Source organism: Persicobacter diffluens, from assembly GCF_036244895.1.
GTDB classification, from domain to species: domain Bacteria; phylum Bacteroidota; class Bacteroidia; order Cytophagales; family Cyclobacteriaceae; genus Persicobacter; species Persicobacter diffluens.
Map to the genome: position 1 here is coordinate 1,250,633 of NZ_BQKE01000002.1, position 26,730 is coordinate 1,277,362.

Consider the following 26,730-nt stretch of genomic DNA (forward strand, 5'->3'; position numbering starts at 1 on the left):
TGATGAAATTGCATATTATGGCGATATGACCTTTTTTATCGCAGGTTCAATCCAGGTTTGGCTTTATGAGTTAATTCAATTGCGTGTTTTCCTACTTTCACCTTATTATTCGAATTTGTGTGGTATTCGAAACAAATCAAAATTGAATTATTATAGTCGATTATGGCGGTTTAAAAACAATATATGTTGTTTGTCAATAAGTTACGGTGTGTTCATTAGAGGGAATCAGATAACAGTCTTCAACGGTAAAATTTTCTTCGTGTTTTCATATTCTGCAAGTTACAATTTATGCGATATATGCTGTCCGATTATTGGGGGTAACTTTAGTAACAACCCGCTCTACTCAGAAGAGGTAAATGGTTTAATTTTGGTGAAATTAATGCGTAATTTTATGTGATTGTTTTTGTGGAAGAAAAGTATTGATAAATAATAGGTATAATCTATGTAAAACACGCAAGAAACCGAATAAATTTTCTGCGTTTCCCGTTCTTTTTCGCTCTTCATAAGCAATTTTTATTACATTTTCAACTGTTTGATCTTCAATAGTAGTTTTTATCTTTGTGATAGTTGCTTGTAATTTCCGTTCCGTCTCAAAATGGAGTTTTCATTTTCCAATATGCAGTGAGTGAGGGTGATATGGTTTTTTGTTTATGCTGCATGTCTTTGTCTGGGATACGCTGGAGGGCTTGTAAACTCAGTGGATTCATCGTTTATGTTAAACAAATATAGGTTGGGCTTTATCCTTTCTTTCATGAATTGATTAGTTGAGGTGTTGATTCAACTATATATTTGTCGATCTTTGAATCTGTTTTCCTGGAGGTATGTGCTCTTAATAGCGTAAAATAAATCTCTGAAAATAGTCAAGAAATATGGTTTTGTAATCCCAATATAGGGAGAGGGCTGTGAGAGACTACATGATATTCGACGAAATATTTACTATTATTTTGTTTCCAATTTGTACTATAATACATACCTAAACGCTTATAATTAATTTTTATTCTTAACCTACAAAAAAATGAAACACGTTAATTTTTATGCAGGATTATTTGCCTTAATTACTTTATTTAGCTGTAATTCTGATAATGTTGTAAAGAACGAACCATCGGCCAATGAAGGCCAGATTTCTCTTCCTGCTCAGGCTCCGGAATACACCAGTGTGCCAGTGGAAGGGCAATACATTGTGGTACTGAATGAAAATGCATTGGGAAATGCTGCTTCTCGTATGGATGTACAAGGTTTTTCGAAGACCATGATGCAAAAATATGAGGTAGAAATTACCGAAGAACAACGTTACTTTAGTAATCGTAGCTTCCAGGGGTTTACCGCCAGGCTAGATGCTCACCAACTTAATAAAATGAGTAGTGATCCCATGGTGAAATATGTGGAACAAGATCAGATGATCACTCTGGCGCCGATGCAAACTTCTGAATATGTGGCTACCGCCAGCCAGACCATTCCATACGGTACTACCCGAGTGGGTGGAGGTAAATCTGCTTCGCCCTATACTGCCTGGGTAATTGATACCGGTATCCAAATGAATCGCCCGGATCTGAATGTGGATGCCAGTCGTAGTAAATCTTTTGTGGGTTGGTTTTTCCCAAATCCTAATGATCAAAATGGTCATGGTACCCACGTAGCGGGAACTATCGCCGCAAAAGATAATGATATCGGAACGGTAGGCGTTGCTCCGGGAACCACCGTAGTAGCGGTTCGGGTGCTGGATCGTAACGGAAGTGGTACCATTTCTCAGGTGATTAATGGCGTGAACTATGTTGGAAATAACGCCCGAATCGGAGATGTTGCCAATATGAGTTTGGGTGGTGCCAACTCTACCGCTTTGGATGATGCCGTAAAAGCTGCCGCTTCCAAAGGAATTGTTTTTGCTGTTGCTGCTGGAAATGAAGCGCAGAATGCGAACAATGTTTCTCCTGCCAGAGTAAATGCCGCCAATGTTTATGCCATCTCCGCTATGGATCAGTATGATCGTTGGGCTTATTTCTCAAATTTTGGTTCAGCAGTAGATTTTTGCGCTCCTGGCGTTTCTGTTACCTCCACCTGGTTGAATAGTGGTTATAATACCATTTCAGGAACTTCCATGGCAACCCCGCATGCAGCTGGTGTTTTGCTCTTTGGTTCGCCTTCTACTGATGGCGTAGTGCAAAATGATCCGGACGGTGTGCCAGATCCTATCATCCATATATAATATTTATCTAAATACCCTTCGCGCGTTTAGGTGATTGGGACGGTGATTTGTTTTTCAAATCTACCGCCCCTTTTTTTGTTCCCAATAATAACGCATTTAACATAATGTCATAGGAGTCTTTTTTTCTCTTTTTTTTGATGGAAGTGTTATTAGGGGGGCTGCTGCCGCTCAGGCGTCAGCACCAGGCTGGCGCGGCTCACCTCATCGGCCCTGGCGGGCCGCTGTGGTTCAGACAAGCCCGCTTCATCCTTGCCCCTGCGGGGCTTCGCCCCTGTATTCCTCGAGTTTGGTCGGCAGAGGGATAGAGGTATTGTTGGAGCTCCTTTTCCCAGCCTAAACGCTTAGCGGCTCGGGAAAAGAGCGACTACCGATAGCCCGACCGGAGCGTAGCGGAGGACTGCCCCAATAAAAAATGAGTGTTAATGGAATGAATGTCAGTGTGATGTGGTTTGGGGTTGGTAGAAGGGTATTAAAAGCTTTTGCGCCGTGCAAGTCCATAAGGTGGGGATTTGAAAGCGTAAAGAAATAAAATGAAACACCTTTTAGTGTGCCTGCAGGTATTTAGTCCTGCACGGAAAGGTTGGTCAGCCACCGTAAGCGAGTATTGCATAGTTGGTAGAAATGCCAGCATGAAGCGTATACAGCGAGTGCCGAAGGCGTATTGTTAGCCTCGAAATATAATTCATTGTTGAAGCATTAACCTTAAGCATAGTTGGTGCAACATCAATGTAGCATTAATGACAAGTAGCATTGATTCGACCGGGGTCGTAGTCTACGTCAAAGGTACAATAGGCACGCATGGAAACACGGGAGAGCCTCCTGCCTCCACACGAAGCAAGGGTCAATATGGAAATGCCCTACCGAAAAATTTCCAAATCAGCATGGTCTATATGTTCACCATGTCTGATGCTAAGAATGAGAGCATATCGTAGTGGTATCAGTACCGAGGGAAACCGAAGGGAATGAGATGGGCAAAGGCAGTCTTAGCATCTCCATAGTACCGTTTGAAAGCTGGGAAATCTTTACCCAAGAAAGCCAGTAAGTAGGGAAGGGGAAACCTGGGCTAAATCGGTCTGGGGGATGCCTTAAATTGGGTCGATAATTTAGAAACATTAAAACAAGCACCGGATGCAACTAAAAAGATGTCAACAGTAGAATTAGAGATAGCAGCACGAGCAAGAAAACACAAGAACACTGCATTGACGAATGTAAGCCAGTTCATAGACGAAAATATGCTAACAGATTGCTTTCACAGCCTGAACAAGAATAGTAGTCCGGGCGTGGATGGTAAATGTTGGTATCATTACAATCTTGAATCTGAAACTCGGATCCCGTCACTATTAACCGAATTTAAAACGGGGAAGTATCGAGCTCCTTCTATACGTAGGGTTTATATCGACAAGGGAAAATCAGGGAAACGCCCATTGGGCATCCCGACCATTGAAGATAAGATACTTCAGGAAAGTGTGCGCCGCACCCTGAATCCCATTTATGAAGAGGAATTTAAGGCCTTTTCATTTGGATTCAGGAAAGGATATTCTGCACATCAAGCGGTAGAATATATGTTTAGGGATTAAGCTTTAAAGGACTGCATTATATCATTGATGCTGACATAAAGAATTACTTTGGATGCATCAATCATGCACAACTTCGTGAATTTCTTGACTTACGGGTCAAAGATGGCGTGATACGCAGAACGCTAAATAAATGGTTAAAAGCAGGTATACTGGAGGATGAGCAGTTGCAATATCCAACAGAGGGTACCCCTCAAGGAGGGTTAGTATCTCCCTTGCTGAGTAATATTTATTTGCATCATGTACTGGATGAATGGTTTTGCGAGCAAATACAGCCATTATTAAAGGGAAAAAGTACTATAGTCCGCTATGCCGATGATTTTGTATTGGGTTTTGATAATGCTTCGGACGCCGATCGGGTAATGCGTGTTTTGCAAAAGCGATTTGAGAAATTTAATCTTGAATTACATCCTGACAAGACAAAAATCATAAACCTAAAGAGTGAAAGAGGCGAAGGTGAAAGAGGCTTTGATTTTCTGGGATTTACACATTTTCTAAGCGCAAGTCGCAACGGAAAGATGATATTGAAAAGAAAAACAGCGAGTAAAAAGCTGAACCTCTCACTCGTTAAAATGCAAGACTGGATAAAGTCAAATCGGCATCGTAAACTCGATGAAATCATTTATGAATTGAATTTGAAATTACGAGGATACTATAATTACTATGGAATCACCTTCAATAGCAGAAGTCTGCATGCTTATTATCACCATGTTCGGCGTATGCTCCATAAATGGCTAAATCGCAGAGGTGGACGTCCTGCATGGAATTGGGAGCGGTACAACCGCTTAATTACAGAATGGAGGCCACTACTTAAACCAAAAATCTATCACAGCTTTCAGAAAGCGAAACCAGTTTAGGAGGAACCGTATGCGGGAAATCCGCTCGTACGTGTCTGTGAGGGAGCGGGGAGGTAACAACCCGCTCTACTCGGAAATCCTGCTTAACCGGAATTTAGCACCGCCAGCATTAATGAATGAGGGTAAGTAATTTGGTTATAGGTGTTAGTGGACGTTTGCTCTTGTTTTATAAGCTGTATTTTTTTCCACTGGATTTAGTATTTCACCTTAGTGAGTTGCTTCGGTTGCGTTTGCTGTTTTTTAAAGTAGTTCATATTATGACATGCTTACCTCCTTCTCTTTTTTGGAAAAATCTCAAAAGAGATCTCCAATCCTTCCTTTTTCCCGCCTTTCAGCTAAACGAGATTTTATTCATGAATCATTCGGCTTAAGGGAGTTGCGCTTCCGCCCGCCATTATTGCCTCAAATGCTGTATTTCTCAGGGAGCAAACTGTCCCGATAGGGGGAATTGGAAAAATTAGCGGGCCAGTTGCATCGGAAAATTAATATTTTATAACTGGCTTAAAATCAAGTAAAACTACCAAATGTAACCCGTGTAATGGGTTACAAAACTGTTTCATTGCATGGATTGACCCAACTAAAAAGGCAGTGGGACGTTCGCCCGCTCACTGCTGGTTAAGTTTGTTACATATTTTTTTACCAACACCTTAACTATAACCTCATACTTTATGAAAAAAAGAATTTTAACTCTGGGCGTAGTCGCGCTTGGCCTTCTGGGAGGAGGCTGTGTAAGCGAAGATATCGATGGATTGCAAAAGCAAATTGACGAGTTGAACGGAAAGATCGGTGATCTGGAAGAGACTCAAAAGCAGGATTTGCTTAATGCCATGGCTGCCATGGAAGCTAAGCTGGCTGAGATGGCCGCCAATGGCGATGCGGATTACACCGCACTAATGGAGCAACTACGCCTGATGCAAGAAGAAGTGGCCAATAACGCTTCTGCAATATATTATGGTAACTTAACTTCGGATGTTGAATATGCAGCTTTCGAATCACAAGGAGCCACCATTGTTACCGGCCGTGTGTTGATTAACGATGTAAACCAGCTGAGTAAATTGGCTGGAGTGAAAATGATTGGAGGGGAGCTTTCATTAATGACTGCGGTCAATAATATGGAGCTTGATGCCCTGCAATCTGTTGGTGGCGATCTGATAGTTTCTGGCGTTGAGGAATCCTCATCGCTTTCGCTGCCTTCACTTACTTCTGTAGCAGGAAACCTGACGGTAAAAGATAATACGGAATTAACTGCCGTAAACGCAGCCGAATTGGTGTTTGTAGATGGAGGTTTGTCTTTGGAAATGAACCCTAAATTGGAGGCCTTTACCTTGCCTAAATTGGATCAGGTTAAAGAGATCAATATCAATGAAGGGGTGAAAGTTTCAAATTGGCAAACTGATCCGGGGCCACTGGCTAATTTAGACCTGTCCTATGCCAATGTGACCGACGGGGTGAATATTCAGTATGTGGCTGGAGGAGCATTAACGCTTGGTCAAATTGGTGGGGGCTTGGTAATGGAAAATACCGGCATCTCCAAATTGGAGGCCAAAACGACGATGTTGGACGGTGGGCTTACGCTACAATATAATAGCAGCTTAAGCGAAGTGATGTTGGATGAGGTAGCAAAGGTTTATGGAGATATTGTCATTAAGTTTAATAATGCCGATAGTGGTATCGGAGGAGGTATTAGTGGCGGTATGACTTCCCTACCTGCATTTGAAAAATTAACCGAAATTTATGGCAATGTTTACGTGGTAGCGAACTCAAAAATGAATGAGTTGGTTGGTTTCAATGCTGTGACTAAAATTGAAGTTCCTAATGACAATAGTGGCGATTCCGGTAAAATTGAAATTACGGACAATGGAAGTGAAATCCCGGTAGTGAATGTGTTTGAGGCGCTGGAGACTGCTAAAAAAGGATACTCTACCATTGACGTTATTGTAAGAGTCAAAACCAATTGGCTAAAATCATTCTCCAGCCTGAAGAATGCGCGAAAAGTAGAAGTTGACCTTGAAATTCCTACGGACGGGACAGGTGGTATTGGCATTGGTAGCAGTGCAGTTAATAGTGCGAATTATACCGATGCGAAATTTCAGGGATTTGATGCGCTGGAATATGTGCACGGCATAAAGTTAGATCTATCCGATGTGACGGATTTCCATGATACAGCATTGGGGAAATTGTCCTCCTTCAGATCGTATCAGAATGATACCTATTATATCTATTTAAGCATGCCGGAAGAAGGCGTAAGTCTGTGTGCGATGAGCTCTTTACTGAATGCGATTAAAGATGGTGACTTTGATAACAACTTTAATACCTCTTCCAGAGAAGCCATTTTCACCGAAGGGTGGACGCATGTTGACCGCGATACTGCCGTAGCGCGATTAACCGCTGGCTGCCAATAATCAGGCAAACACAAACAAACCATATAACCGCAACAAGGGTGCTCAGCACCCTTGTATTTTTTAACCGATGTTACATTAAAAAACTATAGAAAATCAAGCATTATTTACAAAAGTCTTAGCATTAAAAAACAACGCAACACACAATATATAACAGAATTTTACAACTAACATTTATCCAATGAAGAGAATTATTGGATCGCTATTTTTCTGCTTAACCTTAGTAGGTCAGGTCATTGCACAGGGCATTCAGGTTAAGGGAAAGGTGACAGACGATCAGGGGGAATCTATTCCCGGAGTGAACGTGCTGGTAGAAGGTACCGCACAAGGTAGTATTACCGATATCGAAGGAAATTATCAAATCACGGTGGATAGCCAGGAGGATTTTTTGGTCTTTTCTTTTGTGGGAATGCAAAACCAAAAACAGCAGGTAAAAGGGCGATCCATCATCAATGTGACGATGCAAAGTGACGTTACGGAATTGGAAAATGTAATGGTCGTGGCCTATGGTACTGCTACCAAGGAAGCCTTCACCGGAGCGGCGGAGGTAGTCGGGAATGAGGTGATCGAGGCGCGTCCGGTTACGTCTTTTGAAAAAGCATTGCAGGGTACTACTGCCGGACTGATGGTCTCCAGTTCATCCGGGCAGCCAGGGGCAGGATCTACCGTACGTATTCGTGGTATTGGTTCCTTAAGTGCCAGCAGTAGCCCACTTTATGTATTAGATGGTGTGCCGATGTCGGGTTCTATCTCGGATATTAACCCGAATGATATTGAAAGTGTAACAGTACTGAAAGATGCGGCGGCTTCTTCTCTTTATGGTTCACGAGCAGCCAATGGGGTGGTCATGATTACCACCAAATCCGGTAAATCCGGAACCACGCGCATCTCCGTAAATAGCCAGGTGGGGGTTTCTAATCGTATTTCCGATGGATACGCCCTGATGAACAGTACCGATATTTATGAGCATAGCTGGAGAGGTTTATACAACCAGGCGGTGATTGATGGTAAGAGCGTAGGGGAAGCCCGCACCTTTGCACACGATAATGTACAAAGTATTGTAGGATTTAATCCCTTTGGAGTAGATAAGCCGTTGGATGAAAACGGAAGATTAATTCCGGGAACACAAGTATTGACCGATACGGACTGGAGAGATGAGGTTTACAAAACCGGTGTGGTGCAAAACCACAATGTGAATATTTCCGGAGGTAATGATAAAACCAAGGTATTCTTTTCTTTGGGATATTACAGCGATAACGGAACGGTGCTAAGTTCCAATTTTGAGCGTTACACCAATAAGGTGAATGTAACGCACAAGATTAATAACTTCCTGACTGCCGGGATCAAAACACACCTTTCCTTCTCTAACACAGAAGCCCCTCCGGGGGGAACGGGCGGATCCAACCCGGTGCGTGCAGCCGAAGTCATCAATGCAGCATCACCGGTCTACAATCCGGATGGTTCTTATAACTGGGAAAACAAGGCCATTTTCGATTTTAACCCGGTGGGTTTATCAAAAATGGATGAATATAATTACACTACCAAGCGTGCCTTGGTCAACACTTACTTGAATGTGGACATCGCGGAAGGATTGGCCTTCCGCACCACTTTTGGTATTGATAATAGCATTGACAACGGGATGAACTATTATAACCCTTTCCATGGGAATGGCTTTGGGGTGAATGGTCGTTCATCTAAATATGCTGCTGATAATTTTGTGTGGAATATTTCCAATATTCTAACCTATAATAAGCAGTTGAATAAGGGGAATCTGGAATTATTATTGGGACAGGAAGCCTTGAGCGAAACCTCTCAATACATGAGTGCCGAGTCTACCGGATTTGGCGTGCCGGATCGTCCGGATTTGGGCTGGGGATCGACGCCACAGATGCCCTCGAGTTATTCGGCTTCCTGGGCGATGGTGTCCTATTTGGCACAGGCCAAATATGACTATGAAGACAAGTACTTCGCCAGTGTAAGTTTGCGTGGAGATGGTAGCTCCCGTTTTGGTCAGAATAATCAATACGGGCTGTTCTACTCTGTTGGAGGTGGTTGGAGAATCATCGAGGAAGACTTTATGAATGCCTTGCCATGGCTGAGCGATTTAAAGCTGCGTACTTCCTACGGTACTTCCGGTAACAACAGTATCGGAAACTTCGCTTCTTTGGGACTATATGGTAGTGGTGCAAATTATGGTGGATTCCCGGGAATTACGCCGATTCAATTGCCCAACCGTGACCTGAGCTGGGAGAAAATCTCTTCTTTCAACATTGGACTGGAAACGGCATTCTTCACCAAGGTGAAAGCGGATTTTGAATATTATGTCAGAAATTCGGACGGACTATTATTCTCCAAGCCATTGTCGGCAGGTACTGGTTTTAGTTCCATTTTAACTAACCTGGGTGCCATGACGAACTCCGGTTTTGAAGCCACGGTGACTTATGACTTTCTACAAAAGAAAGACATTTTTAGCTCGGTGTCTTTTAATGTTTCCACTAACCGCAACCTGATCAAGGCCCTGACCACGGACAGAATTGTTTCCGGCACCAAATTACTGGAAGAAGGAAGCAGCATCTACCAGTTCTACATGCGCGAGTGGGCCGGGGTAAACCCGGATAACGGTCGCCCGATGTGGTATGTCAACGAACAATCGGAAGACTTTGAGCAAACGAATCCGGGAGGAAATAACTTCGTGGATCCCCATGGCAGTGGTCGTATGGTAACCAGTGAATATACCGAGGCCGGTCGTGTGCGATTGGGCACTTCCCTGCCGAAAGTTTTCGGGGGATTGAACTACTCCCTGACTTATAAGAATTTTGACATGGCGCTCTATTTCTATTATAGCATTGGGGGGCAAATCTACAACGGAGATTACGCTACCAATATGCACGATGGGGTGCAGCCAGGAAACAACTTAGCCAAAGATGCCCTGAATGCTTGGACACCGGAGAATCGCTATACTGATGTACCTCGCTATGTGGTCAACAGTGAGGATCAGGGAAATGAGATGTCCAGCAGATATTTGGAGGATGCTTCTTTCCTTCGACTGAAGAACGTTTCCATTGGTTATAATTTCTCTCCTGAAGTATGTAATCGTTTGTCTGTCTCCGGCTTAAGAGTATTTGTTTCCGGCGAGAACCTTTGGACGATTACCGGATATAAAGGATTCGATCCGGAAGCCGCCATCAACGGTACCACAAGCAATGCCATTCCGGGGGTGAAAACCCTTACGATGGGTATTAAACTGGATATTTAGAATTAGTGATCATGAAGAAGATATTTTATATATTTTTCCTTACCGTACTAAGTCTCGGTGCTTGTACGCAGGACTTTTTACAAAGAGAGCCCTCAGATGCCATTGAGGATGACCGCGTTTTTGGGTCTTATGTAACGGCCAAAGCGGCCCTGGTGGGAGCCTATAATCAGTTGAGTGTCTATTCCTTTGATGGCTTGTTCATTCCCATTATGTCGGACATTATCGGAGAGGATGTGATGATCAACTCGGTAGACAACTGGAACTGGTTCGTGGCGGTCTATCAAATGAATGTCCTGCCAAACTATACTTTTGCGGACTCCCCATGGTGGACCTCCTACAAAATGATCTATGATGCCAACCGCATCATCGAAAATGCACAATCCGTACCGGATGCCACAGATGCGCAGCGCAATCAGTTGGAGGCCGAAGCCCGGGTACTACGGGCCTACGGGCACCTGAAGTTGGTGCAGATGTTTGCCCCGGCTTATAAGGAGGATCCTTCAGCCATGGCCATTCTGAAAGCGGACCGCATCAGAGGCATCAATGAGGAGCCGATGCCACGTGCTACGCTACAGGAGATTTACGATTTCATGATTGAGGATCTGAACATCGCCTCGGGCATGTTTGAAAGTATATCGGAATTGGAGGATGGAAAATCAGTAGGTTTCTTTACCAAAAGAAGTGCGCAAGCCCTGTTGGCACGTGCTTATTTAAATATGGAAGACTGGGAATCCGCCAAAAATGCGGCAGTGGAAGCCCATGAAGGATTGGAATTAATGACGGCCAATGAGTTATTGGGCGGTTTCATGATGCGTAACCGGGAAACGATCTTTACGATTGCTTACACGCAGGATAACAACAATGTTTATCTGACCATCCCTTCTTTCTACTGGCCGGTAGCCGGATACAGCTCCATGCGTGCCAATGATGATTTTGTGGACTTATTCTCCGGACAGGATTATCGTTCTAACTTCTTCCTGAGAGATAATGAGATCGATGAAAACAGACACCTGATCCTGAAATATGGTCATAATATGGTGGTCGGTAATGCCGAAAGAATCAGTATTCGGGCATCTGAAATGGTTTTGATCGAAGCAGAGGCCGAAGCCGAATTGGGTAATGATAAGGCTGCTCAGGAAGCTTTACACCGCATACAGATGCGTGCCAATCCTAGTGCGCCCATCAGCACCGCCACCGGGCAGGCGCTGATTGATGAGATCCTTGTAGAGCGTAGAAAGGAGTTGTTTGGTGAGGGTTTCCGTTGGAATGACATTAAGCGTCGTTCGTTGCCATTGAAGCGCACCGGGGATCATTGGGTAATGATTGACATGGATATTAATGATCCGGATTATTACAAAATGACCTTCCCGATTCCTCAATCCGAAATGGATGCCAATCGCAATATGATTCAAAATCCAGGTTATTAAGGTGAATTATTCATGAAGTGGAATAGATTAGAAATAAATTTTTGGCTGGTGGCCGGGCTTTTTGCCCTGGCCTCGGCCTGTTCCCAACAGGACGAAGGGGTGAACCTCAACCCCAATGCCGGACCTAGCTTTGAAGATATTGAGAACGATCAGTATTGGGTGAAATTGGCCGCTGTGCCAGCACCGGCAGGGGTAAATGGTATTTGGCGCATTTATAATGGAGAAGAGGGGGTATTGGAAAACCCCACGGATCCGCAATCCAAATTTTCCGGTGAGCCCGGGGAATCCTACCTGTTGGGTTGGGAAATGAGCAGCGGGCAGGAGGTGAAAGTGGATGAAATCTCGGTTTCGTTTAAGGCACTTAACCCGCAGATGCTCCATGAGCAGCAGGACACTACCCATCATAATTTCTCTGTTCATTTGGAAGCAGAAGCACCAAAGTATGGCGCAGAGGGCTATTGGGAAATTATTGAAGGAGAAGGTGGCCGTATTGAAAATGAAAAGGAAGCCCTGGCCTCTTTTATCGGGGAACCGCAGAAGGCCTACACCCTTCGCTGGAACCTGACATATGGTTCCAAAAAAGTGTATCAGGACTGGTCTTTTGTCACTGATGAATTACAGGCGCAGGCCGGCCCGGACCAATTGGATATCAAAACCAGTAGAGGAGCTGATCCTAAGTTCTTCACTTTGGAAGGCTTTTTACCGGCCGGTGCGCAGGCGAAATGGGAAATCATTGAGGGAGAAGGCGGTCGTGTGGTGACTGATGATAACCCCAATTCCCTGTTTTCCGGAAAAGCAGATGAAAATTATAAATTGAAGTTTGATGTCATGCTTGAGGGACATCAGTCTGCGGATACGGTACAGTTACGTTTTCGTGGCAAATGGGGCGTATGGGAAGACCCTCGCGATGCCCAAACCTATCGATTCACCGAATTGAATGGCCTGGAGTGGATGGCAGAGAATTATAATTATGCGGCCTATCCGGGCGATAGCTCTTTTTATTATGGCTTTGCACACCGATCGGTGATTTATGAGGAAAACGGTGAGCCGCACGGCTATCCGGTAGAAACGGAAGAAGACCGTAAGAAATTCGGCCGACTATACCGCTATGAAACCGTTTGGAGTCAGGCACCGGAAGGCTGGAGATTGCCTACCAATGAGGAGTGGCAAGAATTGGTCAATAGTCTTGGTGGAGGTCCTTATGCAAAGGCCAGCATGGTTGAGGGGGGCGCTTCTGGATTGGACCTGATTTATGCAGGTGAATTGAACTTCAACAGCGGACAGGATCCCGCACACCGGAACGTGTTCATGAACCTGGAAAGAGGGACCTATTATTGGACAGCGGACTACAATCCTTATTCCGGGGCGACCAATCTGATTCAGGTATTGAAATCAGAAGCGGAGATTGGATTTGGAGCAGTACCCTTCTTTTATTTTGCTTATCCGGTACGCTACGTTCGCGACATTCAGCCTTAGTCCTAATTCGATGAATATTTAAGACGTATGAAGATATTATTTCAATTTATATTAATTTGGCTATTGAGCTTTAGCGGTTTGCTGGCCCATAGCCAAACGCCCCGGATGGCGGATGAATATATCCCCGGAAAGGTGCGCATCAAGTTCAAGCCTGAAAGTATTAATCAGGCTTCGAATTTACGCCTTGCGCCGGGTGAAGAATCCCCCTTTATCGGTATCCAATCGATAGATGCCGTATCGGAAAAGGCCAATATCATAAAGATGAAACGGGTATTCCCTTTTTCCGAAAAATTTGAAGCCAAACACCGTAAGCACGGCTTGCACCTGTGGTATGAGCTGGACTTCGATGAGGCCACTAATCCGGAGGAAATCGTGAAAGCCTATGAAGGATTAGGCGACCTGGATTTGGTTAAGCCGGTCTTTCGTAAGATTAATTTGGGTGCGGATCAGGAAGCGGTGGCATTCAAAACTACTGCAACGGAAGATTCTGTCATGTTCAATGATCCTATGCTGGAGCAGCAATGGCATTATGAGAATGATGGAACCGTGGGATTGGCGGGCTACGATATTAGCCTGGCAGAGGCCTGGAGTCAGGTTTCCGGTAGTAGCGATGTGATTGTGGCGATTGTCGATCAGGGAGTAGATGTTTTCCATGAAGACCTGAAACAAAATATTTGGGTGAATGAAGCCGAATTGTATGGAGAGCCCGGCGTGGATGATGATGGCAATGGTTATATCGATGATATATATGGCGTAAATTTCCGTCTGGGAGGAGAAATTACGCCCGGAGACCACGGTACGCACGTGGCCGGTACGGTAGGTGCGGTGAGTAACAATGGCATCGGGGTTTCCGGTGTGGCTGGTGGAGATGGAAGTGGCAATGGCGTGAAAATGATGTCCTGCCAGGTCTTTGATGAGCGCGCACCGGGTGGATCCAATTTTGCCGAAGCCATTATTTATGGGGCAGACATGGGGGCGGTGATTTCGCAAAACTCCTGGGGATATAACCTTCCCGGCTATTATGAGCCGGAAGTTTTGGAAGCCATTCAGTATTTTATTGAAGAGGCCGGTACCGATGCCAGTGGGAATCAGGTAGGGCCGATGAAAGGGGGGATTGTCATCTTTGCTGCTGGTAATGCTTCCACGAATGAGAAAATTTATCCGGGAGCATTCGAAGAAGTGTTGGCCGTGGCCGCAACAGGCCCTTCCGGCTTGCCTGCTCCTTACACCAACCATGGAGATTATATTGATATTTCTGCTCCTGGTGGGGATATGTCTAATTTCGGTAATGAAGGCGGTATTTTATCTACCCTGAGAGGGAACAAATACGGCATGATGGAAGGAACCTCCATGGCCTGTCCGCACGTTTCCGGAGTGGCCGCTTTGGTGGTGTCTGAATTTGGTGGAGAAGGCTTTACGGCCGAAACCCTCAAGCGGATTATGCTGAACTCAGTGGATAAGTTCGATTTTGATCACGGAGGAAATTTCGGTAAGGGTGCACTGAACGCCAGAAAAGCTTTGTTGGATGATAACCGTTTGCCTCCTCGTCCGATTGACGATTTGCGTGCGGCGGAGGTTTTCCATAATGAAGTGACCCTGGAGTGGACGGTTCCCTCTGATGAAGATGGTAATAATGCAGCCCTCTATTATTTGGCGATTTCTGATCAGGAAATTACGGCTGAAAACTTTGAGCAATTACCCCGATACATCATTCAAAATAATTTACAGATCGGAGAAACCTTCGATTTGCGCATCAATGGACTTTTTAAAGAGACGGACTACTGGTTTGCCTTAAAATCCGAGGACTCTTTCGAAAACCTGTCGGAGATCTCCAATATTTTAGCGGTTACCACTACCCGTGTACCTGCTTTTATGGCCGATACCCGCAAGATGCAGTTTACTATTGATGTTAACGAGAACACTACCGATGCACAGGAAATGAAATTCTCCAATGTGGGAGACGGCATCATCTACTGGCAGGGATCGGTGCGTAATGAAGACATTTTTAATTTACCGGACAGCTTGCAAAATGCCGCTGCGGCAGCTACTACTACGCAAACCATTACCTACGAAGGGCCAAAAGCGCCTGAAACGGAAATGGCAAGTATGATGGCCGGGGTGCAGCAATTGCAGGAACAAACCTTATCGGTAGAGGAGAACATGTTGGCTCAGGGCAGTTGGGACAATAAAAGCCATTGGGATGGAGATGTGACTGAATTTGTCTATGGCATGTCCTATGAGAGAGGCTTTGGTCCGGCATTCCTGGCCGGAACAGGAGATTCGAATGCGGGATTGATCTTTGCCACGCGCTTTGATTTGCCCTGGGGCTATGAATTTAACCTCACTCATATTGAGGCTTTGATGTTTCCTACGAGCTCCTCACTTCCGATCAATATTGAGATTAAAAAAGGAGGGCGCAACAATCTGGAGGAAGCGGAAACCGTTTACACGCAGGAGTATTATGCCGATACGGCCAATGTTTTCCAATATTACCGCATGCCTTTGTACCGCCCACAGATGATTCAGGAAAATGAAACTTTCTGGGTAGTGCTGCATTTCCCTAGAGAAATGGCCAATCCTTTGGCCATGGAGCTTACCGGAAACGAGGAACTCTTCAAATTCATGTATTCCCGGAATAATGGCTTGTATTTCGAACCGGCTTATTCCTTCCTACAACGCTCCGCAACGCCAATGATGTCGGTATTAAGTAGTGGGACGGATGGCTCTTATGTTTTTCTGAATCCGAAAACCGGAGAGATTGAAGGTGGGCAGCACCAGCAGGTGGAAGCCACCATTGATGCCGAACACCTGACCAATGGTTACCATTTGGCGTCCCTGGGTATTTGGACGAACGATCCGAACAAGCCTATCTCCAATGTAGAGGTACTGGTAGAGGTAAAGGGACAGGTACCGGCAGTAGACCTGGAGAAAACACATGAGGTGAAGGCATTCACACAGTTAGAAAATGAAATTTTGCTGGAGATCGAAAATATCGGCTTCGCGGATATGCATATTGAAGGGGTGGCCCTGGAAAATTCTGCCAATACCATTGAGATGGGCTGGGAAGCAGACAGCGTGGTGGAGCTTCAGGCGCTAAAGTCTATTGAGCTGCCTTTATTATTCACGCCTGTTAATAAGGGCATCGTCAAGGAAACGGTTCTATTGAAGACGCAGGAAGGTGACTTTAAAGTTTTTGTAGATTTTCTGGTGGAAGAAGCACCGGAACTGAACCCTGGCTTGAGCGAATCCAATGTGACGATCGCTTATACCGATCAAAAAGAATTGGAGTTAACCATTTCCAATACCTCTGCAGAGGGAGATCTGGAGTTTGATCTAAGTCAATACAGTGATCAGCACCATGCCTCGGGGAACTTGTTGACGAAATTGGATTATGCCATGTCTGCCAGTGAGCATCCTGAGCAAATAAGTCAGTGGGCTAAGCTAAAGGACTTTGGGGTGGAATACAACCGCGACAGTGCTGATCTGAGCATTGATCTGGAGATGCGTTTCCCATTCTTTGAGCAGGTCATGACCCATGCTTCCTTTAACCAGAATGGAACTTTTACCCATTATATCAATGGAAAAATGGAGGCCTTCAAACCTCAGGGAGCCTGGATTTGGGTGGATAAGGTTTATCACCATAATTTTGGAGATTATGCAGCCTTTCATGTCATCGGAAACTGGATGGAAAATAACAATGGTATCCGGGTGAGAGATCGGGTGGAGTATCAGGTGTTGATGCACCGTGACGGTACGATACAATACCGATATGTGGATGTGAGTGCAATTAAAGCTGATGATGACTATCGTATTCTTTTAGCGGGCCTTGATCACCAGGATAAAATGGTTTACCGTGATGAGGATCAACAGGATCTGGAAGTGAAAAATGGTACCGTGATTACCTTTGCACCTACAGTGCCCCTGTCCATGGTGCGTACCGCTACTCCTGCCAAGGGGAAAGTTCGTCCGGGAGAGAGTGCTACGGTAAAGGTGACCCTGGATCCTTCCTATTTCCAGCTTTTTGAAGGGCATTATCAGGATGAAATCATTATTACCTCCAATACGCCGGCCAAAGAAGACCGTCTGCCATTGGAAATCGAAGTAGAAGGTGAAGCAGCCGTATTATTTCCGGAGAAGGTGGTCTTAGATTCTATTTTTGTGGATATCGCTACGCCAACACAGATAGTGGTTGAAAATACGGGGAGTGCCTCCATGACACTGGATGCGGCCAGTACTAATTTGGCCGAATTGACGCTGGATGTTGACCTCAGTCAAAGCATTACCATTCCGGCAGGAGCCAATACGGTGCTGCCCCTGACTTTCTTACCTTTAGAGGATAAGGAGTATAATGGTGTGGTGGATTTGGAGCTTACGGTGAACGGGCAGGCCACAACAGCATCTGTGGTTTTCCAGGCTTTCAGTAGACCTGACAGCAGATTTACCCACAATTTGCCGTTGCCTATCAATGAAGACCTATCTCAGTCGGGCAAAAAAATGATTCCTTTTGCGCTGACCAATACCAGTGAGGAAGTGCCATTGCATTATGCCTTCACCAATGGATTGTATAGCAGGGTATATGCTGACGAAATTGCGGAAGTCGATTCCCTTTTCACCGCCTATGGAGACTATGGTTATTCCTGGATTTACAGCAGTGAGGAATACCCTTTCTACAAATGGGATGACCTGAAAATGAAAGGCGAAAAATTGAAATGGGAAGAGGAAGGTAAAACCAGTACGCTGGAATTGCCATTTGAGTTTACCTTCTTCGATGAGGCATTTGACCAGTTATGGATCTCAAAACGAGGCTATGTTTCAGTAGTAGAGCAGGAAGATGATTTGCCTTTTACTGGATTTTCAGATGAAGATCAGTTTGCTGGTATCATAGCCCCTTATGCAGGCTCCCTTATTCCGACAGAAGGGGAAGAATATATCTTATATCTTGTCGATGAAGAGCGGGTGCTCCTGCAATGGGACAATTTCGGTTCGGATCCTGAGGATCCCGGAGCGATAGGAGTAGTGACTTTCCAATTGGAAATTCGTGCCGATGGTCGTATTTTATTCCATTACAAAGACGTAGAGACCTGGGGTGGTTTATTAATGTTTGGTTTGGAAAGCGCTGATCAGCAATACGTTTTCCATGATCCGTTAGCCATTATTCAAAGTTATTCCGGCATTACGGATGAGTCGTCTATTGCCATTATGCCACCAACAAGAGGGATTATTCCTGCCGGGGAATCCGCACAATTTGAATTGGAACTTTCGGCTGCCGATATTTTGCAAAGCGGTGAATTTGAAGATACACTTCATATTTTCACCAATAGTAATCAGCAGGCGCAAGAAAGTTTACCGATTGCCCTCAGCTATAGAGGGATGCCTGCTTTAGAAGGGCCAGCGGCGATTAACTTCGGTGAGGTGATCATTGATCAGAACCTGGTGCTTTTGGACAGTATCCAATTGTTTAATCCCGGACACGAATCTACCCTTATTACTCATATTTTTGATCAGGGACTGGAAGGCTTCCAATTGTTTGATGAAAATGGGGTTGCTTTGAATATTTTCAATGGAGAATTACAAAAGCCATTAGAAATTCCGGCTTCCAATAGTTACCAATTGAAAGTGGCAGTGGAAGTGGTGAGCACCGGCGATATCGCTGGTAAATTATCGTTCGACAGTAATGCCGGAGATTATGAGTTGGGCATTAATGCACAGGTGAAAGATTCCCCAGTTTTTGACTGGACACCGGAGGATCAGGAGTTTACCTTAACCAGCAGGGATACCCTTTCCTATGGTTTTGAAATCAAAAACCTGGGTGAAACCAAAATGACTTTTGAGGCTTTTGCGGCGGCCATTCCTACAGACACTTCTCTCCCCGAACCACAGGTGGTGGAAGAGATTGGGCGGATGCAAACGGAGAAGCCTTTGGAGGTTAAGCAGTTTAGCCAAGAGCTTAAAGAAAGTTTTGACGGTGTTTACACCCTATTTCAAGAGGCTAATCCTATGGCCTTCTCCATTAAGCTGAAGAGTCCTAAGGGTGGTTTCCAGTTGACGCATTTTAAGATGTTTAATAATTTCGTCAGGATAAAAGAGTATGCCCACATCTTCGTGTATTTCGATGGGGATACGCCAACCACTGGTACTAAAATGTATGACCAAAAGTTTGTCATTGACCGGGTTATCGAAGACGAATGGACATATTTTGAATTGGATAGGCCGCTTTACATTCCGGAAGGTCAGGAGTTTTATTTGGTATGCGTTCAGCCTGCCGGGGATTATGGAATTCCGAAGTATATAGGATATGAAACCACCATGGATTCTACCCGGACCAAAACTATGTATGAAAGCCTGAGAAGATCAGATGGAAGTTATTATTGGATTAACCCAGATCCATTTAGAAATAATCCTGGTAAAATATGGAAATTCCGTGCCGTTACTGCCGCTTCCGCCAAAGACACCTGGGTAGAATTAGACGCAGCTCAGGGCGTGATTGAAGGTGGAGCTGCACAAAAAGTGGAAGCGAAAATTATTGGGCCTAAAACCCAAAGTGGTAAGCAAACTACTTATGTGTATGTCAATACGGACGATACTTCCAACCGCAATAACCAGTTTGAAATTGTGGCCAATGTTAATGGAGCGCCGGAATTTGAGTTTGTACCGAATCAGTACGAGGATACTTTGCAGCTGCAGGAGACCGATGAGCAGATTTACAACTATCTGTTCTCAGATCCGGAGGGAGATGAGGTCACGGCCAGCTTCTTGGCAAGCAAAGAGGATATGGGCGACCTGAAAGTTCGTTTTAAACAAATAGATGGGCATACCGCTCAACTCAAAATAGAAACGGATTATGAAGACGAGGGGGTTTATACACTACCGGTAAAAATTGAAGATCCACTGGGTAACTTTACCGTGGACTCAGTGAAACTGGAAGTCACGCATAGAAACCGTGCGCCTGAACTAAATGAGGAGCACCGTGTGATTTACCTGAATCTCAAAGGAGAATCCTCGATTACGCTGTATCCGGAGGATCTGTTTGAGGATCCGGATGGAGATAGTTTCTCCCTATTGGCCGGCAACTATAATCCGGAAATCGTTGACCTGGCCTTTGGTGACCAGGTGATGGGACTTCATGCACTGCAGGAAGGAACGGCTGCTTTGATTGTGGCCGCCGATGACGGTAAAGAAGATGGATTCGTCTATGACATCATTTATGTGGTGGTCTTGAATGATCCTGATGCCGTTAATGGCAAGCCGAACGGCAATGAATTGTCGGAAATCGTGCTGCGCGATCATAATACCGATTGTGTGTTCTTCCCTAATCCGGTAACGGATCGCGAGCTGAACATCGCCTATGCGCTGGAAAACAATGGTAGCATTCAGTTTGATTTGTTCAACAGTATGGGCGGGAAAGTTTATTCTCATCGCAAAAATGTGAAAGGAAAAGGCGCCTTCCTGGAAACGCTGGAATTGGATCAACTCCAACCAGGGCTGTACATTGGGGTGTTTACCATTGACGGAACTTCAATATTAAGCCAAAAAGTACTGATTGAATAAGTCATTAATTGTCCTATAGTAGCGGGGTTTGGCATTTTGCCAAGCCCCTTTTTTAACTCCATATTATTTTTTCGAGGCAGTTTCAAATTATTTAAAATTTCAGGTAGACTGACCAAAATGAAGAGAAGAAGAAATTACACCGAAGAATCCCAAAAGTTGGCCATTGCCATAGAAATCGCTATAGAGGCTTTTCAACTCAATTGGCCCCAAAACCTGGAGCCATCGCATCAGGAAAACTTCATTTCTTGTTATGCCCAATGGAAAGCGCAGTGTTTGAATCCTCCGGTGGCGGTCAAAAATTTAAATGCACTGATGCATTTAGAGCATGATGTGTTCGCTTATTTTCAGGAAAGAACAGGAGCAGCAGTCGAATATTTTTGGAAAAAAATAAAGGAACATGCCCTGGACTATCGCCGGGAAAACAAACTGGAAAAGATTCTTCACAGAGGAAAAATCCTTGGACGGGTAGAGTTTGATTACGTCAATGAAATGATCCTGATTGCCGAGGAAATCGGCTTTACTTCTCGTCAGGAGACCAGGAAACTATCTGAGCTCCTGCAAGACTACACCAAAATGCAAACCAACAGACGAAAGCGGAAATTTTGAAACTTCCCTTGAAAATTATTCATTCAATATGCCATCATGACTATTGTACTTTGGGCGGGAAATAGCATAGACCAAATAATTCATCACAAGATGAAATGAGATTCGGTAATGGGGTATTTTTTAGCTCGTTAAGGGTGGTTTGGTGGTTTATCAAATAGCCCAGATTGGGATAGCCTTGCTTTCTCTCCTTTCTTCTGCTTTTTTGGAAAACATGGTAAATAAGCAACAAATCCTTCATTTTTTCCGCCCTGTAGCTAAACGAGGATTTAAGCATGAAAAATCCGGCTTAAGGGGGAATTAGCCGGGTGAATATATTCTTGCTTCCGGAGGATTGGTATAGCAAAATAGGCATAACTTTTGTCCCATTCTGGTATTCCTAAATTTTGAACAATTCAGTGCAATCAATTTCTACATTATACCAACAAACATTAAAATTATTTCGGCTAGAAGAGACTGATGCTCAGTGGCATACCCATCTATTTTATGCCTTAAGTCTGATTTTACCTTTTGTGATCGGCATTTACTTGCAACAGATGCAAAGCGCCATTATGGTTTTTGTGGGCATCATTACTATTTTTTTCAAGTCCATGAAAGCGCCTTTGTCAGAAAAATTACGGCAGATATTTTTTTCAGGAATTTTACTGTCCCTGTTTTTCAGCCTGGGGGTGCAGCTTGGGCCATATCAAAATGGCCTTTTTATCATTATCCCTCCCCTTATCTGGCTCATTTATAAATTGACCTCCTGGCTAAGGGTAAGCGCTCCTGCTCAGTTTTTCCTTTTCAGTATTTTCATGGTCGGTGCATACTCCCGCATTGAAGTAACCAATCAGCCACTTATATTGGCCACCATGGGCTTCATGATGGCGGGTACGCTGTTCGCTATGGTGGCGTCCAGTCTCTACCATTATTTCGCCCGCCCCAAAGTCCTGGAAAAAACAAGCCTTGCTCCCACGAGTCTTCAACATATCCTCGCCCTGGCCATTATTATTCCCCTGGCATTATTCGTTGGTAATGACATTGCGGAGACGCGCCCCTATTGGGCTCCGGTTTCCGCTTTTGCGGTTTTGGAGGGCATCGAGTTTTCACATATCTCTAAAAGAATGCTTCATCGGCTTATCGGAACGTTCATAGGCCTCTTGATCAGCCCGGCGATTCTGGATTTAATGACGGCACCGCTAATGGCCATCATTATCTTTTCTCTGGCCGTCTTTAGTCTCATTTTTTTCCTGTTTCGGAATTATATGTTGACCATGATTGTCGCTACGCCCCTCACGCTCATAATTTGTAGTGTCAGTAAAACCGCTGTTGGCCCGCTTTCTGATGCAATAGTTTGGGAAAGGTTGCTTTCTGTCATGGCCGGAAGCCTGATTGGTTGGGCAGGGGCATATTTAAGCCGAATTATTTACCGCTAGATTTAGTAATTCACCTTAACTGACTTATTGTTAGTTTGCTACACTCATGCCTGCTGATTTTTTTTATAGGCAAAATTTGGGCAAGCTTGCTTTCTCCTCATTCATCTGCTTTCCTGGAAAAAAATCGAAACAGGAAACCTTTGCTTCATTATCCGGCCTTGCAGCTAAAGGAGGATTGATGCATGAATAATCCGGCTTAACAATAGCGCTGCTATTCTTTTTCGTTACGAATTTTGGCTTTTAAAAATCCGCTTGAACCCGCTCCCAATATCATCATCCTTTCGATGGCATTAACTTATGTCAACTGAGGTTCATTAGTGGGATTTTTTTGAATGTATTCGGTTGGAGTAAGCCCGGTGTACTTTTTAAATGTTCTGTTGAAGGTAGTTTTGGAGTTAAATCCTGCCAATTCCGCCAAATGGGGAAGGGTATATTGTAAATGGTATTCCTGCTTAATCAGAGACATGGCTTCTTTCAGTCTCAATTCATTAATTATCTCATAAAAGGATTTATTTCCATAAAGGTTAAAAGCCTCTGAAACCCGCTTATAGGGCAATTGACTGGCCTCTACCAGGTCTTGCATTTTTAGGTTGTTTTTTAAATATAGTTTTTGCGTCAAAAGGAGGGTATTCAGTGTATCGAAATCGTTTTTGGTAAACTCATTATAAGCAGGTCTTTCTTTTGGGGTGGAAGTGGCAGGCGCCTTTTCTAAGGGGTTAAAAAGCGCTGGTTTTGTTACCGTAGAAATACTAAAGACCAAAGCCGTAAGGGTGAGTCCTCCATAGAAAAATTGAAACATATTCACCGGAGGTTGCAAACCAATAATTTCCAAAAATGCCCCGGAGGTTCCCAAAAGCCATAATACTATATTTATGCCAATGAAAAACTTGAGCCAATTTTCAAGGAATTTAGAGGGGGTTGAAGGGTTTTGGGATTGGTAATCCTGAATTTGATTCAAGGAAATGATGGAATAGGTCATCCATTGTAAAATGATGAAAACATTGAAAAAATTAGATAGCCAATGGTACCATTGCGGACCATTTCCATTCAGCCATTGGATTTTTTCTTCGGGATTAAACATAGATTCCGGAGCAATGGCAAGTAAATAGAGCAATGCCGGGAGGAAATGTAGAAAGTCCTTTTGCTTAATTTTTTTGAGCTGATGAAGATAAGTGTAGACGTATAAAAACATTAATGGACTAAAGCATAACACTAAAACATCCACCAATCCATATGCCGCGGGGTATTTCAGGAAAAATTCCGTGTTTTTAAAACTAAACATAAGGACGGTGAGTGACCAGGATAATACCAATACGCCCAATATTTTATTGGGGAAGAATTTTCCCGGATAAAACATCAGGTAAACGGCTAGAAAAAAGGCTAGTAGGGCTCCATTGGTTAAAATTAAGTCTGTATAATTATCCATATATTTTCATTGAATTCAATCCCCAAAAAGAACATGCATTGTTTAATGCTAAATTAATGTTTTAAGGTGATAGACTAATAAATAAAACAGGTAGCGCTCTCCCAACTTTTTGGAGTAAATAATTTCTGATTCGGATATTTATCTGAGTTAAAGACAATTTAAGACCCTATATGTCTTATTTTTAACCAGGGGCTTCTGGTTTTGAGGGTGAAAAGGGAATAAGATTTGGTTTAATGAGTGATTAAAAGGACTTTGTTCGGTCTTTGTTGGTATTCGAATTGAAATGTCATGGGTTTCACCGGATAATTGGTCAAATGGATTCTCGGCGTATTAATAGTTTTCAGCTTTTGAGAGTCGGGATTTTTTATGATCATCTATTCCCAATAATGGGGCGGCGCTTGATGATTATTGATATGATTGCAGGTTGGATTGTTGCATTAATACTGGAAATAGTTTGATTTGGGCTGCAGGTGTATGATTTGGGCCAGAATTTTTAACTAGTGTTCCGGGACAAGTCATGCCAGTAGGTGTCTGGGGGAAAAGTGCCCCAGCGGCATAAGGAAATGCTTAAAATAGCATACAAAAGTTCTGCAACATCAGATGCGGACCGTTTGGTGGGAATTAAATGACCTAAACCGAATTAATCATCGATAAATTCACTGGCCCGATTCAAGATGTTTGTAATCAGTTGTTTGTGGGTGTTTTTCTTTGGTTTTTAATAGCCCCAATTTGGCGAGCTTGTTTTCTTTCCTCTGTTTCGTTGGAAAAAACCCGAAATAGGAAAAATTCCATCACCTTTCCCGCCTATCCGCTATACGAAGATTAAAACATGCTAATTCACTTTTGCTAAATAAACCCCTATTAGGCGACCAGGAGGGCCCTATGTTAATGTTCTATTCCGGAAAAAGCACAAAAAAATCCCGCATCTGTTGGTGCGGGATTTTTTGAATCTTATGCTTTTAGACTGCTTTAGGATTCAGATTAGCTTTAATATTTTGAATTGCCTCCAGGACTTCTTTACTATTAATTTTCTTATGCAGGCCATCAATTATCGCTATGGTTCTTGTATAATTACCATTCGGAATATCTTGTTTTAATTGCTGGTAGTTTTGCTCCATGGAGAAAGCTAAGGTTTTAAATGCCTCTTGACTGAAAGCTTCTTCATGCCTCAGAAACTCTAGCATGTTTTCGTAATTGGAAATCAAGGCACTTTCATTTTGCTGAATATATTTTCTAACCGTTGCATCGTCGGGATTAACCGCCTCCTTTTTGATGAGTTGATTCCCATTTGCGAAATATACTCGTTGGGCATACAGGAGAAAGTTGGTGATTTTGGCTAACTCAAGGGGATACACGAATTTGTCCTGACTATTGCGTACATTATATTTTTCCCACAATGCCTGCGCCTGTCGAAAATACTTTTCACCCTTCTCTTGTCTGAATTGTAGGCCTAGCGCATCGTCTTCCAGAAAAGCATTAATGTTTTCAGTATTCACAAGTTTTGCAATAACTGGTGCCGTGAGGGGATCTGCATAATTCGGTAAGTCTTCCTCGAGGCTATTAAGCCCAAAGCGAATGTATTTAACAGCTGCCTCATAATCTTCGGCCTCCCATAGCGCTTTATCCATATGGTAGCGGTCGGTAAGCTTTTCGCCACAATTAGTAAGAAGGATTAATAAAGACAAAAATGGGATAAATCGTAAAATTATCATGGATTATAAATAAATATTAGTGTCTGAATATTTTTCATATTGTTGTAAAAGGCTGTCGATTTTATTCTGCCAATTTAGTTGTTCCCCAAGGAGTATGCCATGTGATGTTTGCTTGTCATACCGGGATTGTTCCTGATTAAGGTTTTCAGTATTTAATTTTTTAAGGTATTTCCAGTCAATAGATGGGGACTTTTCTAAAAGCGCTTTTCGAAGTTTTCTGGCGTAAAGTTCCGTTAAATGAAAGTGATAAAGTTCATGTGTTAAAAGCCGGTCTAAATTTGGTGAATCATATTTTGACCAGGATTGTGCAGGATAAAACTTGGCAACGACTTCAAAGTTGTCCCCGTCTTTATTCACGGTAATTTTGGAACAAATTCGAGCGCTATATTTTTGGTCTTCCGGTCGTGGGAAAGCTTTAAAGTCTTCTAAACTAATGCTTTCCCAGTCATGATGTGGAATTGGTTTTTGGTAATTTAAAAAGTTTATGTCCAATAAAATTAAATAGATTATCCCTAAAGTTGTGATTACAATCAGGCTGTACTCAGTAGCCTTCCAAATAATATTTAAGCCTAATTTATATTCTTTTCTGTATAGTATATAGCTGAGTATTAAAACCAATAGACTTATAGCACAACAGCCAAAAATAAGGGTATAAAAAGTCATGGGTTTTTAAAGGAAAATATAGAAAATAGTTTTTGAATAAATATAACCCCAATCATACTTATCGGGTGAAGGAGCAATAGATAATATAATCCACTGAATTCATAAGGGCTACTTTGATAAATCACAATATTGATCCAAAAATGAAGCAGGGTAGCAAGTAAGATAACAATG

The 26,730-nt window shown here is 43.5% G+C and carries 13 protein-coding genes; 10 read left to right on the forward strand and 3 right to left on the reverse strand.

Translation table 11 applies throughout. The features are described 5' to 3' along the window. The first annotated feature begins 1,015 nt into the window (after window positions 1-1,015). The 10 genes from AAA970_RS18825 (at window position 1,016) to AAA970_RS18870 (ending at window position 22,758) form a co-directional block, all read left to right on the forward strand. Window positions 1,016-2,203 (forward strand): S8 family peptidase, encoded by a 1,188-nt coding sequence (locus AAA970_RS18825; RefSeq protein ID WP_338238443.1) that lies wholly within the window; start codon window positions 1,016-1,018, stop codon window positions 2,201-2,203. Window positions 2,204-3,345: 1,142 nt separating this feature from the next. Further along, window positions 3,346-3,780: a hypothetical protein gene (locus tag AAA970_RS18830; protein WP_338238444.1), complete on the forward strand. Its 435-nt coding sequence runs from the start codon at window positions 3,346-3,348 to the stop codon at window positions 3,778-3,780. 20 nt (window positions 3,781-3,800) lie between these two features. Beyond that, entirely contained in the window at window positions 3,801-4,634 is an 834-nt protein-coding gene (locus tag AAA970_RS18835) for a reverse transcriptase domain-containing protein (protein ID WP_338238595.1), read from the forward strand. Between the two features lie 668 nt (window positions 4,635-5,302). Next, window positions 5,303-7,036 carry a hypothetical protein gene (locus AAA970_RS18840; RefSeq protein ID WP_338238445.1) on the forward strand — a complete coding sequence of 578 codons (1,734 nt, stop codon included), beginning with the start codon at window positions 5,303-5,305 and terminating at the stop codon, window positions 7,034-7,036. 178 nt (window positions 7,037-7,214) lie between these two features. After that, window positions 7,215-10,289, forward strand: coding sequence for a SusC/RagA family TonB-linked outer membrane protein (locus AAA970_RS18845; protein WP_338238446.1), 3,075 nt, complete (start codon window positions 7,215-7,217; stop codon window positions 10,287-10,289). Window positions 10,290-10,300: 11 nt separating this feature from the next. After that, the gene (locus tag AAA970_RS18850) at window positions 10,301-11,716 is read left to right on the forward strand and encodes a RagB/SusD family nutrient uptake outer membrane protein (protein WP_338238447.1); all 1,416 of its coding nucleotides are present in this window, start codon (window positions 10,301-10,303) and stop codon (window positions 11,714-11,716) included. A 12-nt stretch (window positions 11,717-11,728) separates the two neighbouring features. Continuing rightward, window positions 11,729-13,192 carry an FISUMP domain-containing protein gene (locus tag AAA970_RS18855; protein WP_338238448.1) on the forward strand — a complete coding sequence of 488 codons (1,464 nt, stop codon included), beginning with the start codon at window positions 11,729-11,731 and terminating at the stop codon, window positions 13,190-13,192. A gap of 27 nt (window positions 13,193-13,219) precedes the next feature. Beyond that, on the forward strand, window positions 13,220-20,740 hold the full coding sequence (locus AAA970_RS18860) for a S8 family serine peptidase (protein WP_338238449.1): 7,521 nt from the start codon (window positions 13,220-13,222) through the stop codon (window positions 20,738-20,740). Window positions 20,741-20,857: 117 nt separating this feature from the next. Continuing rightward, on the forward strand, window positions 20,858-21,346 hold the full coding sequence (locus tag AAA970_RS18865) for a hypothetical protein (protein WP_338238450.1): 489 nt from the start codon (window positions 20,858-20,860) through the stop codon (window positions 21,344-21,346). Window positions 21,347-21,729: 383 nt separating this feature from the next. Next, window positions 21,730-22,758: an FUSC family protein gene (locus AAA970_RS18870; protein ID WP_338238451.1), complete on the forward strand. Its 1,029-nt coding sequence runs from the start codon at window positions 21,730-21,732 to the stop codon at window positions 22,756-22,758. A 295-nt stretch (window positions 22,759-23,053) separates the two neighbouring features. On the opposite strand, the gene AAA970_RS18875 is transcribed toward AAA970_RS18870, so the two are convergent. The 3 genes from AAA970_RS18875 to AAA970_RS18885 form a co-directional block, all read right to left on the reverse strand. After that, window positions 23,054-24,184, reverse strand: coding sequence for a helix-turn-helix domain-containing protein (locus tag AAA970_RS18875; RefSeq protein WP_338238452.1), 1,131 nt, complete (start codon window positions 24,182-24,184; stop codon window positions 23,054-23,056). A gap of 959 nt (window positions 24,185-25,143) precedes the next feature. Beyond that, the gene (locus AAA970_RS18880) at window positions 25,144-25,812 is read right to left on the reverse strand and encodes a hypothetical protein (RefSeq protein WP_338238453.1); all 669 of its coding nucleotides are present in this window, start codon (window positions 25,810-25,812) and stop codon (window positions 25,144-25,146) included. A gap of 87 nt (window positions 25,813-25,899) precedes the next feature. Continuing rightward, window positions 25,900-26,559: a hypothetical protein gene (locus AAA970_RS18885; protein ID WP_338238454.1), complete on the reverse strand. Its 660-nt coding sequence runs from the start codon at window positions 26,557-26,559 to the stop codon at window positions 25,900-25,902. Between the last annotated feature and the right edge of the window lie 171 nt (window positions 26,560-26,730).

Coding starts and splice junctions, on each gene's coding strand:
- AAA970_RS18825 (WP_338238443.1), top strand. CDS start 1,016: ATGAAACACGTTAATTTTTATGCAGGATTATTTGCCTTAATTACTTTA.
- AAA970_RS18830 (WP_338238444.1), top strand. CDS start 3,346: ATGTCAACAGTAGAATTAGAGATAGCAGCACGAGCAAGAAAACACAAG.
- AAA970_RS18840 (WP_338238445.1), top strand. CDS start 5,303: ATGAAAAAAAGAATTTTAACTCTGGGCGTAGTCGCGCTTGGCCTTCTG.
- AAA970_RS18845 (WP_338238446.1), top strand. CDS start 7,215: ATGAAGAGAATTATTGGATCGCTATTTTTCTGCTTAACCTTAGTAGGT.
- AAA970_RS18850 (WP_338238447.1), top strand. CDS start 10,301: ATGAAGAAGATATTTTATATATTTTTCCTTACCGTACTAAGTCTCGGT.
- AAA970_RS18855 (WP_338238448.1), top strand. CDS start 11,729: ATGAAGTGGAATAGATTAGAAATAAATTTTTGGCTGGTGGCCGGGCTT.
- AAA970_RS18860 (WP_338238449.1), top strand. CDS start 13,220: ATGAAGATATTATTTCAATTTATATTAATTTGGCTATTGAGCTTTAGC.
- AAA970_RS18865 (WP_338238450.1), top strand. CDS start 20,858: ATGAAGAGAAGAAGAAATTACACCGAAGAATCCCAAAAGTTGGCCATT.
- AAA970_RS18875 (WP_338238452.1), bottom strand. CDS start 24,184: ATGGATAATTATACAGACTTAATTTTAACCAATGGAGCCCTACTAGCC.
- AAA970_RS18880 (WP_338238453.1), bottom strand. CDS start 25,812: ATGGATAAAGCGCTATGGGAGGCCGAAGATTATGAGGCAGCTGTTAAA.
- AAA970_RS18885 (WP_338238454.1), bottom strand. CDS start 26,559: ATGACTTTTTATACCCTTATTTTTGGCTGTTGTGCTATAAGTCTATTG.